Annotated in this window: 13 protein-coding genes; 4 read left to right on the forward strand and 9 right to left on the reverse strand. The window is 41.3% G+C overall.

The genetic code is table 11. The annotated features are described in order from the left end of the window. Positions 1-54: 54 nt before the first annotated feature. Positions 55-1539: an aldehyde dehydrogenase family protein gene (locus PBF_RS15340; protein ID WP_035330817.1), complete on the forward strand. Its 1485-nt coding sequence runs from the start codon at positions 55-57 to the stop codon at positions 1537-1539. A gap of 535 nt (positions 1540-2074) precedes the next feature. After that, on the forward strand, positions 2075-2674 hold the full coding sequence (locus PBF_RS15345; protein WP_035330818.1) for an SCO family protein: 600 nt from the start codon (positions 2075-2077) through the stop codon (positions 2672-2674). A 41-nt stretch (positions 2675-2715) separates the two neighbouring features. Here PBF_RS15345 and PBF_RS27045 read toward each other — a convergent pair whose 3' ends face one another. The 4 genes from PBF_RS27045 to PBF_RS15360 all read right to left on the reverse strand — a co-directional run bounded on the left by PBF_RS27045 (position 2716) and on the right by PBF_RS15360 (position 6160). After that, positions 2716-2850: a hypothetical protein gene (locus PBF_RS27045; protein WP_258750305.1), complete on the reverse strand. Its 135-nt coding sequence runs from the start codon at positions 2848-2850 to the stop codon at positions 2716-2718. Positions 2851-2942: 92 nt separating this feature from the next. Continuing rightward, positions 2943-5312, reverse strand: a complete 2370-nt coding sequence (locus tag PBF_RS15350; RefSeq protein WP_035330819.1) for a penicillin acylase family protein — start codon at positions 5310-5312, stop codon at positions 2943-2945. Between the two features lie 19 nt (positions 5313-5331). Then, the gene (locus tag PBF_RS15355) at positions 5332-5715 is read right to left on the reverse strand and encodes a MaoC/PaaZ C-terminal domain-containing protein (protein ID WP_035330820.1); all 384 of its coding nucleotides are present in this window, start codon (positions 5713-5715) and stop codon (positions 5332-5334) included. Continuing rightward, positions 5708-6160 carry a MaoC family dehydratase N-terminal domain-containing protein gene (locus PBF_RS15360; RefSeq protein WP_035330821.1) on the reverse strand — a complete coding sequence of 151 codons (453 nt, stop codon included), beginning with the start codon at positions 6158-6160 and terminating at the stop codon, positions 5708-5710. The genes PBF_RS15355 and PBF_RS15360 overlap by 8 nt, the downstream gene beginning before the upstream one ends. 179 nt (positions 6161-6339) lie before the next feature. Here PBF_RS15360 and PBF_RS15365 point away from each other — a divergent pair, with 179 nt between their 5' ends. Next, positions 6340-7959 (forward strand): ABC-F family ATP-binding cassette domain-containing protein, encoded by a 1620-nt coding sequence (locus tag PBF_RS15365; protein WP_035330822.1) that lies wholly within the window; start codon positions 6340-6342, stop codon positions 7957-7959. A gap of 65 nt (positions 7960-8024) precedes the next feature. On the opposite strand, the gene PBF_RS25495 is transcribed toward PBF_RS15365, so the two are convergent. Further along, positions 8025-8162, reverse strand: a complete 138-nt coding sequence (locus PBF_RS25495) for a YuzL family protein (protein WP_081757288.1) — start codon at positions 8160-8162, stop codon at positions 8025-8027. A gap of 104 nt (positions 8163-8266) precedes the next feature. Here PBF_RS25495 and PBF_RS15370 point away from each other — a divergent pair, with 104 nt between their 5' ends. Further along, positions 8267-8512, forward strand: coding sequence for a YkuS family protein (locus PBF_RS15370; RefSeq protein ID WP_035330823.1), 246 nt, complete (start codon positions 8267-8269; stop codon positions 8510-8512). 60 nt (positions 8513-8572) lie between these two features. Here PBF_RS15370 and PBF_RS15375 read toward each other — a convergent pair whose 3' ends face one another. From PBF_RS15375 to PBF_RS15390, 4 genes are all read right to left on the reverse strand, one after another. Then, the gene (locus PBF_RS15375) at positions 8573-9751 is read right to left on the reverse strand and encodes a D-alanyl-D-alanine carboxypeptidase family protein (protein ID WP_035330824.1); all 1179 of its coding nucleotides are present in this window, start codon (positions 9749-9751) and stop codon (positions 8573-8575) included. Positions 9752-9971: 220 nt separating this feature from the next. Next, complete coding sequence (locus tag PBF_RS15380; RefSeq protein WP_035330825.1) at positions 9972-10925, reverse strand: hypothetical protein; 954 nt, start codon at positions 10923-10925, stop codon at positions 9972-9974. A gap of 101 nt (positions 10926-11026) precedes the next feature. Beyond that, positions 11027-12217: a DHH family phosphoesterase gene (locus PBF_RS15385; RefSeq protein ID WP_035330826.1), complete on the reverse strand. Its 1191-nt coding sequence runs from the start codon at positions 12215-12217 to the stop codon at positions 11027-11029. A 101-nt stretch (positions 12218-12318) separates the two neighbouring features. After that, positions 12319-13659 (reverse strand): YjiH family protein, encoded by a 1341-nt coding sequence (locus PBF_RS15390; RefSeq protein ID WP_035330827.1) that lies wholly within the window; start codon positions 13657-13659, stop codon positions 12319-12321. Positions 13660-13705 lie beyond the last annotated feature (46 nt).

A 13705-nucleotide genomic window follows, 5' to 3' on the forward strand; every position in this document is an offset into this window, starting at 1 on the left:
TCTAAAGTATTGCAGCATGGAAATACATAGACTACTATTTTAAGGAGGAATTATATGAGTCAGTTAACTGCAGGTTTAAAAGAAAAGGTAGAAAAGTTCTTAAGCGGAAAGAAGAAATTATATATCAATGGTGAATTTGTTGAAAGCAAATCACAGAAAACGTTTGATACGTATAACCCAGCGACAGGAGAAGTTCTGGCTACTGTTTTCGAAGCCGGTGCAGAAGATATTGACCTGGCAGTAAAAGCAGCCCGAAAGGCTTTCGATGAAGGCAAATGGTCTAAAATGAGTGCTTCTAAGCGCAGCCGCCTCATGTACAAGCTTGCTGATCTTATGGAAGAAAACAGTGAAGAATTAGCACAGCTTGAGACATTGGATAATGGAAAGCCAATCCGTGAAACAACAAATGCCGATATTCCTTTGGCGATTGAACATATGCGCTACTATGCAGGCTGGTCTACGAAGATTGTCGGACAGACTATTCCTGTCAGCGGGCCATTCTTCAACTATACCCGCCATGAGGCTGTTGGTGTAGTGGGGCAAATCATTCCTTGGAACTTCCCTCTTCTTATGGCAATGTGGAAGCTGGGTGCTGCCCTTGCAACGGGCTGTACGGTTGTTCTTAAACCTGCGGAGCAAACACCTCTTTCCGCTTTATATCTTGCTGAGTTAATGGATCAGGCAGGGTTCCCTCCAGGGGTTATCAATATTGTCCCTGGTTTTGGAGAAACAGCTGGCCAGCCGCTTGTTGACCATCCGCTGGTAGATAAAATTGCGTTTACTGGTTCTACAGAAGTAGGTAAACGGATTATGTCCAATGCTTCAAAGACTTTAAAGCGGGTTACGCTTGAGCTTGGCGGCAAGTCTCCGAACATTATTCTGCCGGACGCTGATTTATCAAAGGCAATTCCTGGAGCTCTTAACGGTGTTATGTTCAACCAGGGACAGGTTTGCTGTGCCGGCTCCCGTGTATTTATACAAAAGAAGCAGTTTGATAATGTTGTAGCTGACATGGCTTCACATGCTAAAAAAATCAAGCAAGGCGCCGGAATTCATGCTGACACTGAAATTGGCCCGCTTGTATCTGCTGAGCAGCAAAACAGAGTTCTCGGGTACATTGAAAAAGGCCTAAGCGAAGGCGCTCAGCTTGTAGCAGGAGGCGACAAGCCGCAGGAGCAAGGTTACTTCGTCTCCCCTACTATCTTTGCAGATGTTCGTGATGAAATGACAATTGCAAAGGAAGAAATTTTCGGACCGGTTATTTCGGCCATGCCTTATGATGACATTGACGAATTAATTAACCGTGCCAATAACAGCGAATATGGATTAGCTGCAGGAGTTTGGACTCGTGATGTTGCAAATGCACACTATGTGGCCAATAAGCTCCGGGCTGGTACAGTTTGGGTGAACTGCTATAACGCTTTCGATGCTGCATCTCCATTTGGCGGCTATAAGCAATCCGGAATTGGCCGTGAAATGGGCTCATACGCTCTTGATAACTATACAGAAGTTAAGAGTGTATGGATCTCAATGAAATAATAGCCGAATCAAAAAAGGAACCTTGCGGGGTTCCTTTTTTAAAGATAAGAAAGTATAACTTTGAACTTTGATGCCTGTCTAGCTCCAGTGCCTACCTACCCCCTCGAGGTCACAAGCTTGTCTGGTTTAGGCTCCTATGGACTCGAGACATAAGCCAGCCCCTTCCAGAAGTCTTGCAGGGGCAGTCCTATGCTTGTCTTCCCTGGGCAGTCGCCTCCACATTTAGGGCAATCCTCCCAAAAAGTAAAGAACAACTTTCCGTGAGGCTCGCTTGTGCTTGAGGCCCCCAGGACAAGGAAGGCTTCGTCAGCATAATCATCGCACGACCAAAAGCGAAAGCTTTTGGGAGGATGGGGGTCATGCAGACGTTGCCACAGGACGTGGCGTTCTTAGTCTGCGTTCATTCGTGACCATGGCGCTTGCGCTTTTCTTAACTGAATCACCTTTAAACTTTCCCTTTATAAAGAATAAGTTCACAGATTATCCATAGGATTTTTGATGGATATTATTTATCCTTATATTGGGAGGGGAAATAATGAAAAAAGTATATATGATTTCCGCTATTATTGTAATATTAGGCATAGCTGCCGGCATTTCTTTTTTTATCATACGTGATATGACAGCGAAGATACCTGAACATATTACACTTTTAACCGATAATGAGAAGGTATACGACTTTGCAGAATCTGATGAAAAACTGAAGCTTGTTGAATTTATTTATACGCACTGTCCGGATATATGTCCGACGACTACCCAAAGGATGAATCTCCTGAAAAGTGACCTTACTAATGAGGGCGTATTTGGGGACAAAGTGCAATTCATTACAGTAACGATCGACCCTTATAGGGACACCACAGATGTTCTTAAAAAGTATAGAAGCACCTTTGATATCGAAAATGATGAGAATTGGATCTTTCTTACTGCCGATCCTGATACATTGAAAAAGGATCAATCAGAAATTCAGGAGCTCGCAAACACTTTCCAATTTCAATACCGTGATCCCGGTGATGGCTTCTATGTTCACAGCACCTTTGTGTATTTGCTTGACGAGAATAATAAATTTATTAAGAAGTTCCCTATGGGAGAAGATTTTGACAGGAATGAAGTTTTCAAAAAGATAATGAAGCAAATATAACAAAAAAAATGGCGGATTTTAGGATCCGCCATTTTTTTAACCTAGTTCGCAGAAGAAGATAAATTTTTGTTTTGGTCAATGAGTATTAAAGTTTTTGACCTTGGCTTTGAGAAGCTTACTTTAATACCGGATTTCTTTAATCGGTTTACTAAATCAACCAGCTGTTTTTTAGCCATCTAAAAAACTCCTTTTTCCCTGCCTGTATGATTAATATTTTACATGAAATTTATGAAAAAACTATGAACAAAAAGAAACAATTTATACTTTTTCAAGGTTTTAATAAAAGTGTATGCCTAGTTTTTACTTCAGTGAGAACTGTTTTATGATAGTTCCCATCTGCCCAGTCTTCCATCTGATCATGGTACCACTGGCTTAAAGGATGTCCGGATTGCCCTGGTCCCACCAGATGGTAGGCAGTATTCATGTTTTGTGTATCAATAACAAATCTCCATGAGCCTCCATGATTCACAGTGCCATCCTCTTTGTTAGCTGCCGCCTGGACAGTGACTGAGCTGCCGCCAACAGGAATCCGGCCCTCTCTATTAAACAAATAGTTTAAAGGTTTTACGCTTGAAAGCGGATGGGAAAAAGCTAATTGATGATAGTTACCCCACTTCCATTTAGTCGGGCTGCTTCCTTGAAGATCTTCGGCTTTCTTGACCGCTCTACTCAATGATTCGGAAAGGACTTCCTGCAATCCGCCCTTTTCTTCAATCCAGATGCTTTCCCGGCCATTTGCTGTATTTCTCAATAATTCATCCACTGCCTGCTTTTGCCCTTTAAAGAGCTTCCTCATTTCGGGAGATATCTGATCTTCAAATAGAACATCGGATATGCTTTTCATCCAAAGATTGAAAATAAGAGGGGCTGCCTCTTCCTTGCTGTCAATATAATCCCATTTACTCAGGATCGATAAAGCTTCCTTTTCAAGAGCGGTGGATGGTTCTTTCATTCCGGACAGGAAAAGCGGTATGAATTCTTTTGCCTGCAGGTTTTTCTGATCCATCTGCAGAGACATCATATCTTCAGGTGTAAGATTATCCTTGCTGTCCAGAAAATCCTGAATGCGCATTTGCCTATACGGCTGGGCCCAATCATGACTGATATGATAAGGGTAGCTGTCATTCATAACCTTATTGTTTGCCGTTGAGATAAAACCTTCTTCGGGATTGATCGTTTTAGGCAGCTGATCATAAGGGATGTAGCCTTTCCATCCATATTCATCCGACCAGCCGGGCACTGGCAGCAGTCCGTCTCCTTTCTTTCTGATGGGAATTTTACCATTTGCTTTATAAGCTATTGTTCCATTCGGAGAAGCAAATACAAAGTTTTGGGCAGGTGTATGAAATAAATCCAATGCTTCTTCAAACTGATTCCAGTCTGATGATTTATTCATTTTTAGAATGGCTTCAAGCTCTTTTGAAGGCTGAAGTGCTGTCCATTGCAAAGAAAGAACGGTATCCTTGCCACTGTCTCCAGCAAATTCCGAAATCACAGGTCCGTGGCGTGTAATCGTTACTTTATAGCTAATTGGCTCTTTGCCTTTTACCTTAATTGGTTCTTCTATTACTTCTGCCTTTTCCCACTTTTCATTGAATAGAAACTCATTTATATTGGCAGGATTCCTTTTTTCAATATACAAATCCTGAACATCTGGACCTGTATTGGTTACTCCCCATGCAATATCTTCATTGTGGCCGAGTATGATGCCTGGTATGCCCGCAAAAATGACACCGCTGACGTTCATTTCAGGGGATTCCAGCTGCATTTGATACCAGATGGAAGGAGTGCTGAGTGATAAATGAGGGTCATCTGCCAAAATAGGCTTTCCGGATGCCGTTTTACTGCCGGCTGCCACCCAGTTATTGCTTCCGTTGAATTCTGGAGGTGTGATTACTGATGCAAAGCTTTCTTCAATATTTAAGTTGTGTTTTCCTATTATGTATGGGGCTTCTTCCGGATATGAGGGGAATAATTCATACGCTTTATCTTCCGGAAAATGCTGAAGGAGATAATAGCGGAATGCCTGGCTTTCCCAGTGTCCGCCAAGATCATATGCCATGTATTTGCCGATAGTGAGCGAATCCACTGGAGACCATTCTTCAGGTTCATAGCCGAGTATGGAAAATTCAACAGGCATTTTTCCATTTTCTTTAACCTCTTTAATATAAAGATTAACACCTTCAGCAAACCAGTCTAAAATCTGTTTTGCTTCCGGGGAATATGCTTCATAGGATTCTTCTGCTGCTCTTCTCAGTCCAAGTGTCCTAAAATATTTATCATTTTCAACCGTAGCCTCTCCGATTACTTCACTCAATCTCCCCGATGCCTGACGCCTGCTTAAATCCATCTGAAAGAGGCGGTCCTGAGCCTGCACATAGCCCTGTGCAATAAAAAGGTCGCGTTCATTGCCAGCAAGTATGTGCGGGACTCCGCTGCCATCGCGATTGACCATAACTTCCCTAGAGATGGAACCTATTCTGATTTCCCCATCTGTTTTAGGCAGAGAGCGGGACAAAAAACCATACATAATGAAAAAGGCTGCAGCCAATAACACTAATATGATAGCAATGCTCCAAAGCGAGTATTTCTTCCACTTTGATTTTGGCTGATGCTGGACCCCAATATTACCTTCCATGATATTCCTTCCCTTTTTGTTAAATTTTTACTTCGAACCGGCCGGAAAGCTTTAGCTCACCAGCTTCATTTTTAACTGATACCTCTCCCGTCAGCCTTTTTTCGTCATCCTCCCATATTTCTCCTGTTGTTCTTCCTTCTATTGTCAGCTTCTCGCCTGGGCGTGTCATTTTGCTGAAGCGCACTTTGTACTTTCTCAGGTCCTTTCTTGGAAACCACTCAGCCAATGCTTCACCTGCCATTCCCATTATGAGCATCCCATGGGCGATCACTCCGTCCAATCCGGCTTTTTCTCCAATAGGGACTACTGTATGAATAGGATTGAAATCACCTGATGCACCGGCATACTTAACCAGCTGTGTATGTGTGATCCCGGGTTTTTTGATCATTTTCAGCTCACTCATTTTTGCTTGCCCCTCTTTCAATAATGGTGGATTCTGAATAAAGAACATCTTTTCCAACACTGTTTTTGTAATGAATACCTATTGTAATAAACCGCAGATTCCTCTTTTCAAAAGAAGAAATTAATTTAGGGTCGCAAGTTACTGTATCGCCGGCACATATTTCCCCAAAATAGCGGTATTCCTGACCGCCGTGAAGAACCTTGAGCGGGTCAAGGCCGAATAGCTTGATTAGGGTTTCGAAGTCCAAGCCTCCCCACATCTCGATAGCTGTTGGAAATGTAGGAGGAATGGGGATATCCCTGTACCCCTCTTTTCTTGCAGTACCGGCATCGTAATAAATAGGATTACTGTCTCCAATTGCCATAGCAAATTCCTTGATTTTTCCCCTTTCAATGGTGAATCGGAAAGGTTTTAACCTTACATCTTCTTTTAAAAGAGATTCCATTAATATCGCACTTCCTTTCATTCTTTTATAATCTTTATGTATTCGACTTTTTCCGCCTGCTTCCTGTTAATTCTCTAAACTTTTATTGAAATCGCTGCTTGATATAAAGAAGGATTCGCGATTACGAGCTGAAAGTGGTATAATTTTAAGGATTATGTATTTGGAGGAATAAAAATAATATGATAACTGTCAGTAATGTAGGTCTTCGATACGGCGACCGCAAATTATTCGAAGATGTTAATATTAAATTTACACCTGGCAATTGCTATGGCTTGATTGGAGCAAATGGTGCCGGTAAATCAACTTTTCTTAAAATTTTATCAGGTGAGATTGAGGCACAATCAGGAAGTGTTCACTTAGGTCCAGGCGAGCGCCTTGCTGTCCTGAAGCAGAACCATTTTGAGTACGAAGAGTATGAAGTATTAAAAGTGGTCATTATGGGCCATGCCCGTCTTTATGAAGTGATGCAGGAAAAAGATGCTATTTATATGAAGGCTGACTTCACTGATGAAGATGGCATGAAGGCTGCTGAACTCGAAGGTGAATTTGCAGAATTGAATGGCTGGGAAGCAGAATCTGAAGCAGCTATTTTGCTGAAGGGACTTGGGATCGAAGAAGAGCTTCATGATAAAAAAATGGCTGATCTTTCCGGTTCTGAAAAAGTGAAAGTTTTGCTTGCGCAAGCCCTTTTCGGTAAGCCGGATGTCCTTTTGCTGGATGAGCCGACAAACCACCTGGATATCAAAGCAATCCAATGGCTTGAAGAATTTCTGATCAACTTTGAAAATACTGTTATTGTCGTATCCCATGACCGACATTTCTTAAACAAAGTATGTACTCATATTGCTGATCTTGACTTTGGAAAGATCCAGATTTACGTTGGGAACTATGACTTCTGGTATGAATCAAGCCAGCTTGCACAAAGGATGGCTCAGGATGCCAATAAGAAAAAGGAAGAAAAAATCAAGGAACTGCAAAGCTTTATTGCCCGCTTTAGTGCAAACGCATCAAAATCCAAGCAGGCAACTTCGCGTAAAAAGCTTCTTGATAAGATTTCATTGGATGACATTAGACCATCCTCAAGAAAATATCCGTATGTCGGATTTTCACCTGACCGTGAAATCGGAAATGATTTGCTCCGGGTAGACGGCCTCAGCAAAACAATCGATGGTGTTAAAGTTCTGAACAATATCAGCTTCATCATGAACAAAGATGATAAAATTGCGTTAGTCGGCACGAACGAATTGGCGAAAACGACCCTGTTTAAAATATTGACTGGTGAAATGGAGCCTGATGAAGGAACGTATAAGTGGGGTGTTACCACCTCTCAGTCCTATTTCCCTAATGATAACTCTGAGTTCTTCGAGAACTCTGATTTAAACCTTGTAGACTGGCTGCGCCAATTCTCACCTGCAGATGACAGTGAAAGCTTCCTGAGAGGTTTCCTTGGAAGAATGCTGTTCTCTGGTGAAGAGGTTCTAAAGAAAGCAAGCGTTCTTTCCGGTGGAGAAAAAGTCCGCTGCATGCTATCTAAAATGATGCTTAGCGGTGCTAACGTGCTTCTTTTAGATGAGCCGACCAACCACCTTGATTTGGAATCCATTACGGCATTGAATAATGGTCTAATTAATTTCAAAGGCTCTTTAATTTTTGCATCACATGACCATCAGTTCATTCAAACCATTGCCAACCGCATTATTGAAATTACACCGGCTGGCATTGTCGATAAGCAAATGACGTATGATGAGTATTTAGAAGACTCAGCCATTCAAAAACAGGTAGCTGAAATGTATCAGTAAAATGCATCAGTAAAATGTATTAGTAAACAGTAAAGCAGGAGGAATAGCCTCCTGCTTTTAGTTTGTTAAAAATCCTGTTTTTTCTTTTTATGGCGTGCAGAGGAAGCTGTTCTGCTCCCTGTTTCCATGTTGGTTGTCCCTTGCCCTTCGACGTTAGCTGAGCTTAATCCAGCTTTTGAAGGGTCTTTTTTGCGTTTGCTCATAGTTAAACACCTCCTTTCTTACTGTTTCGTGTTAAGGCTATTTTTATCCATGGAATAAAAATGGAGAACAAAAGCCAATCTAACAAACGGAGGAGGTGTTAACATTGACGAAAAGAGTAGCTGTTGAACAATCCTTAACAAATGTTTCTGAAGCGCTTCGCCAAAAAGGATATGATGTGGTTGACTTGAAGTCGGCGCATGATGCTGAGAACTGCTCCTGCTGTGTAGTGAGCGGTGTTGATTCAAATGTAATGGGTATGCAGGATGTTTCTACAAAGGCTTCTGTCATTGAAGCAAGCGGCCTGTCGGCGGATGAGGTATGCCGTCAGGTGGAGCAAAGAATGCAATAAAAGATTGTCCAAAGACTAAAGAGAATTTCTTTAGTCTTTTTTCATAAAAAAAGACGGGCATTATACCCGTCCTCTTCTTCTTCTTCTTCTGGCTTTTGCTTTTAGATTTTTCCTTAATATTAGTATAAAGATTCCAAATAAAAATATTATTAAGCCTGCTCTTCCATAGTATCCAGTTGTCTCTTTCCCAGGCTCCTTTTCTGTTTTAAGCTGACTTGAAGCCACTTCATCCTGTTTGTCTTCCAGAAGCTTTACAGATTGAATGATCCTTCCGTTTTCATTTTTAATCTGCAGCTTTCCTTTTGATGTAATGTCTTCTTCGTAGATTCCTTTTGGCAATGTTATGGCTACATTTTCACCGCCAGTTGTATAGGTTTTTCCATCAGAAGGAAAAACGTCAGTGCTGCTGAGTGTCGAGGTTTCAAAGTTGCTGAACCCATAGTTCAAAAGGTTTTTTGTATCATTATAAATATCCCGCTTGAATTCAGCTTTTAATACAATGGCCGTTAACTTTATTGAATCGTTTTCGGCAGAAGTGGCGAGGGTCTGCTTAGCTTCATCTACGAAACCGGTTTTTCCCCCTGTCACACCTTCAAATGGAACCTCACCTTTAAGCATCCTGTGATGAGTAAAGAGTGTGGTGTCCCATGACTTTCCTGACCACTTCATTTCCTTTGTTCCGTAGATTTCTCGAAAGGTCTTATTTATCAGGGCGTAATTAGTTAACTTTGCAAGGTCCCCTGCCGTCGTATAGTGGTTTTCATCATACAGACCATGAGGATTGACAAAGTGGGTATTTTTTAATCCTGCACTTTCTTCCAAATAACGATTTAGATTCTCTGAGAATGCCTGGATATTGCCGTCCAGATGCTCTGCAATGCTCCAGGCGGCATCATTTCCTGAGTTAATCAGCATTCCCTGAACGAGTTTTTTTAAGGGCACTTGTTCCCCTTCCTCCAAATACACTCGTGTTCCTTCAGCCTCTGCAGCTTTCTTGCTTATAGTTGCTATGTCAGTTAAGTCTCCTTTTTCAATGGCATAAATGGCTGTTGCTATTTTAGTCAGACTGGCCGGATACATCTTTTTATCTGCGTTTTTTTCATAAAGAACAGCTCCTGATTCAGAATCTGTTACAATTGCAGCTTTACTGATAATTTCAGGCTTTTTTGTTTCCTGAGCAGCTGTATATCCAGTTGGAAAACTGAATATAAGCAGGATAAAAGCAACTAATTTCTTCATAAATACACATCCAATACAAACCGATAATCAATCCATACTGATTGTACCAAACAATCCATGTATCCCCCTATCATATTGATAAATTGTTACATAATTGAAAATTTTATGCCGCAATTTGAGAAGATTGATAATGAAAGGGAATTACCTGCTTTTATCTTTTCCAAAACAACAAGAACCTAAAATTTTGAAAAACAAAAAAGCAATCCAATTGGACTGCTTTTTAGCTGGAACATCCGCCCCCACAGCTCGAACAGCTGGAGCCGCCTGAATCATGGCCTCCTCCAGAATCATGATCATTGCTGCTGCATGAGAAGCCGGAGCAGTAAATCATTCCGGCAGAATTGGCTTTTGCGAGCTCCTCGGGAAGCAGTTCGTTCATATTGTCCTCGAACCCATCAGGTTCATAAACCGAAAAATACACAGCTGGGAACAGCAGATAGGAATACTGGCTGACAGATGCGGGCTTCGTAAATTCCAGCGGCTTTTTCTCAAGCTTTATTGATTCTGATTCAGAAATTTCATACTTCAGTTTTTCTATAATCTTCTTTTTCAGATCAAGCCATTCATTTCCCGTCCGGAAATACTTATTTAGCAGTTGAGTCTCATTCATGCTCCTGAAATCATCAAGTATTTCTTTTTTAATAGGATTTTGCAAAAAGCCTCCCCATATTCTGCTGCTATTATGGCCAGCCTTAAAAAGAGTTAAGTACACCCAGTCAAAAAAAGCTCTTTCACCGGGAATGGGGGTGCTGTCCATATTCGGGGAATGGTGCAGATATTCACCGAAGAAGTTCTTTGAAAACTGATCATATTCACGAGTAAACATTAGCATTTCATGCCATATTTCATCTGCTTTACTGCTGAACATAGGCACTGTTTTCAGGATGGCATTCATCACAAAGTATCTATTCAGCTCAAAAAATGTCCAATCATATGCATAGTCTTTCCATTTTGGGTGCTCTCTCAGTACACGATTTTTTATATTCTCCCTGTACCCTTCAGGCAAAGATTTTTCTAATTGCTGGATCATCGGCAGATAGTCGTCTGACTGAATTCCCAGATGCTCAGGAAATGGCTCATCTTTTAAAAAGGAATCTCTTTTCGAAACACCCACTAGAGCTTTAATGACTATGGCAGCGAAAATCACACCGAAAATTAATAAAAATAGTTCCATTGAACCTCCCCCATTCTATTTATGTTTTAATTATATATGAATCTTACATTATTTAACAGGGAGGATTACTTCATAAAAAAACCGCCGAATAAGGCGGCTTGCTAATTTTTTGCCTTTATATAAAAACGCTTTAAGAATCCAACATAAATATCATCATGAACAAGCCATGCCTGGTATTTTCTTTTAATGTAATTCTCTGCTGCCTGGAAATCCGGGTAAGGTTCCTGTATTGGCTTTCCATTCATTTCAAGGATCCATTTGTCATCAGCTTCTGCAAAAATAAAAAGTTTGTCTCCTTTCTTATTTTCGTATAGTGATCCCTGCCTGGCACTTTTATTATTGTATTTGTTTTTGAATGCATCTTGTCTCAAGGGGTCCAGGGGAAATATGTCCTGAACGAATAGTTTATAAGCATCTTTTCCCATTGAACAGCCCGATGCTTTGGCATGTCCTCCCCCTCCAAACTTTCCGGCCACGGCAGATACATCAACATGGTCATGGATTGTTCTGAAACTGATTTTTTTGCCCCCGAGGTTTAAGATAGCGATATAGTCAAGATGCGGATATTCTTTACCAAGTTCATTGCCCAGCTCGGAATGATAAGATTCTGCATGGACAATACCTGTACAATATTGCCCGATAAAGGTTTGTACAATTTCCCGCTTCTTCCGCCTGACGTAACGCTCAATCTTTTCCTCTTCCATTTCCAGCAGCTTTTGTTCAAAATCATCAAATTCGAAAGTATTAGAGTTCATGATTCTTTCCGTCATTTTTTCTTCGAATTCTTCAATGGAAATCAGGAAAAATAAATCATTCAGATTTTTTGCCTTCATATTATTATTTTGGTCCCATTCCCAAGTGTCATACTGTCGCACAAGCTCGACAAATTCATCCAGGGCCTGAGACGGCTGGATCAGTTCATTTTCCAGGAGATACTCATACAGCAAAGAGGTTGCAGCGGTGAGCCTGCCATCTTCATATTGCACTTTCACCCTTCCCCAGCTGTAATCATTAAAATGAAGTGCTGTTTTGTGATGGTCAATTAATCTGACGTTTCCGCCGTTTTTTGCCACATCATCAAGCCTGATCAAATTTTCATCGTTAACTGATAAATCCGTGATAAATAAAAAATCATCTTTTATATTTTTTTCATTTTCCAGCAATTTCTCAATCTGATAATCAAGTCCCATCACAGAGTTATAGCGTATCTCAACATCTTTGCCAAAAGCGATCCTGCTAACAATGCCGCACCCGACGCCATCAAGGTCATTATGTGTATACAGCCTGTACAAAATCCATCACCTGCTATTCTTAGACTCATTCCTCTGTTAGTTTGGTTGTGGAGGAAATTTCTATGCGAAAAATCCCCGCCGAAGTGAGCGGGGATTTCCAGTTATAGCAACAAATAGGCAAGAGGAGCAGTAATCAGTATGGTTAGAATGGTTCTCTCTGCCCAGATGACAAGCAGCTGCGGAATGGTAATAGGGATCTCAGTTGATAAAATACAGGGGACAAGTGCTGAAAAGAAAATAATTGCTGATACTGAAACAACTCCGATTACAAATTTAGTGACCAGTGCAGCCTCCGCTGCCAGCAAGGCTGGAAGGAACATTTCCGCAATCCCCACTGCACTTGCCTTTGCTGCCAATAATGGCTCAGGAAGCTGTACGAGAGCCGTAAAAGGATAAAAGATATAACCCAGCCAATCAAATACAGGAGTGAATTCGGCAAGAATCAGGCCTAATAAACCTACTGACATAATGGAGGGCAAAATGGACATGGTCATGACAAAGCCGTCTTTTAAATTATCTTTCATGTTCTTCCATAATGAAGGTGATTGGGCGGCTGTATCCATCGCTTCTTTCCAGGCTGCCTGCAGACGGCCACCTGTGAAGGTTTCAACAGGAGGCTCCTGGCCATTGTAATATTCTTCACTCATTGATTTAAGAGGCCAGATTCTAACTGTAATAGCCGTTACGATGAAAGTGACAGCAAACGTCGTCCAAAAATAGGTGTTCCATATTTCCATCAATCCAAGTGTTTTGGCCACAACAATCATGAACGTTGCAGATACCGTTGAGAACCCGGTAGCAATTATGGCAGCTTCCTTAATACTGTATTTTCCTTCTTTGAACACCCTGTTTGTAATGAGCAGTCCGATTGAATAGCTGCCTACAAAAGAAGCAACTGCATCAATAGCTGATTTCCCCGGTGTTTTCCAGATTGGCTTCATGATTGGCTGCATAATGACACCGAAAAATTCGAGCAATCCATACCCGACCAGCAGTGCAAGAAATACAGATCCGATTGGAACAAGCAGTCCGACAGAGACAACGAGTTTGTCAAACAAAAATGGTCCCATGCTCGGGTCAAATAGCCAGGCTGGGCCGAAACCAAAGACAATCATGAAGGCTGTAAATAACCCGATCACTTTAAAAATGGAGAATACTATATTTACTTTGTTTTTGTTCCAGGTTTTTGTATAGAAAGGATAAATAGCGCCAAGCAGAATGACAAACAACGCATAGTAAGGAACAGCAGAAGGTATAAAAGCCTGAATGGCGGTAACGACATGGTCCAGCAAGATGGAGGATTTTCCATCTATGGTGACGGGAACAAAAAACATAAATAGGCCAATGGAGCTGAAAAGAAAAAACTTAACTTTATTTTTAAAAGTTGCGTTTGGATTACGTTCAGGCTGGTGAGATTGACTTAATATCGTTTCCTTTTCCATTCTCATTCCCCCTCGTTTTTTAGGGGCAAGGAGCAGATTACGCTCC

It is taken from the genome of Cytobacillus firmus DS1, assembly GCF_000565285.1.
GTDB classification, from domain to species: Bacteria; Bacillota; Bacilli; order Bacillales; family Cytobacillaceae; genus Cytobacillus; species Cytobacillus firmus_A.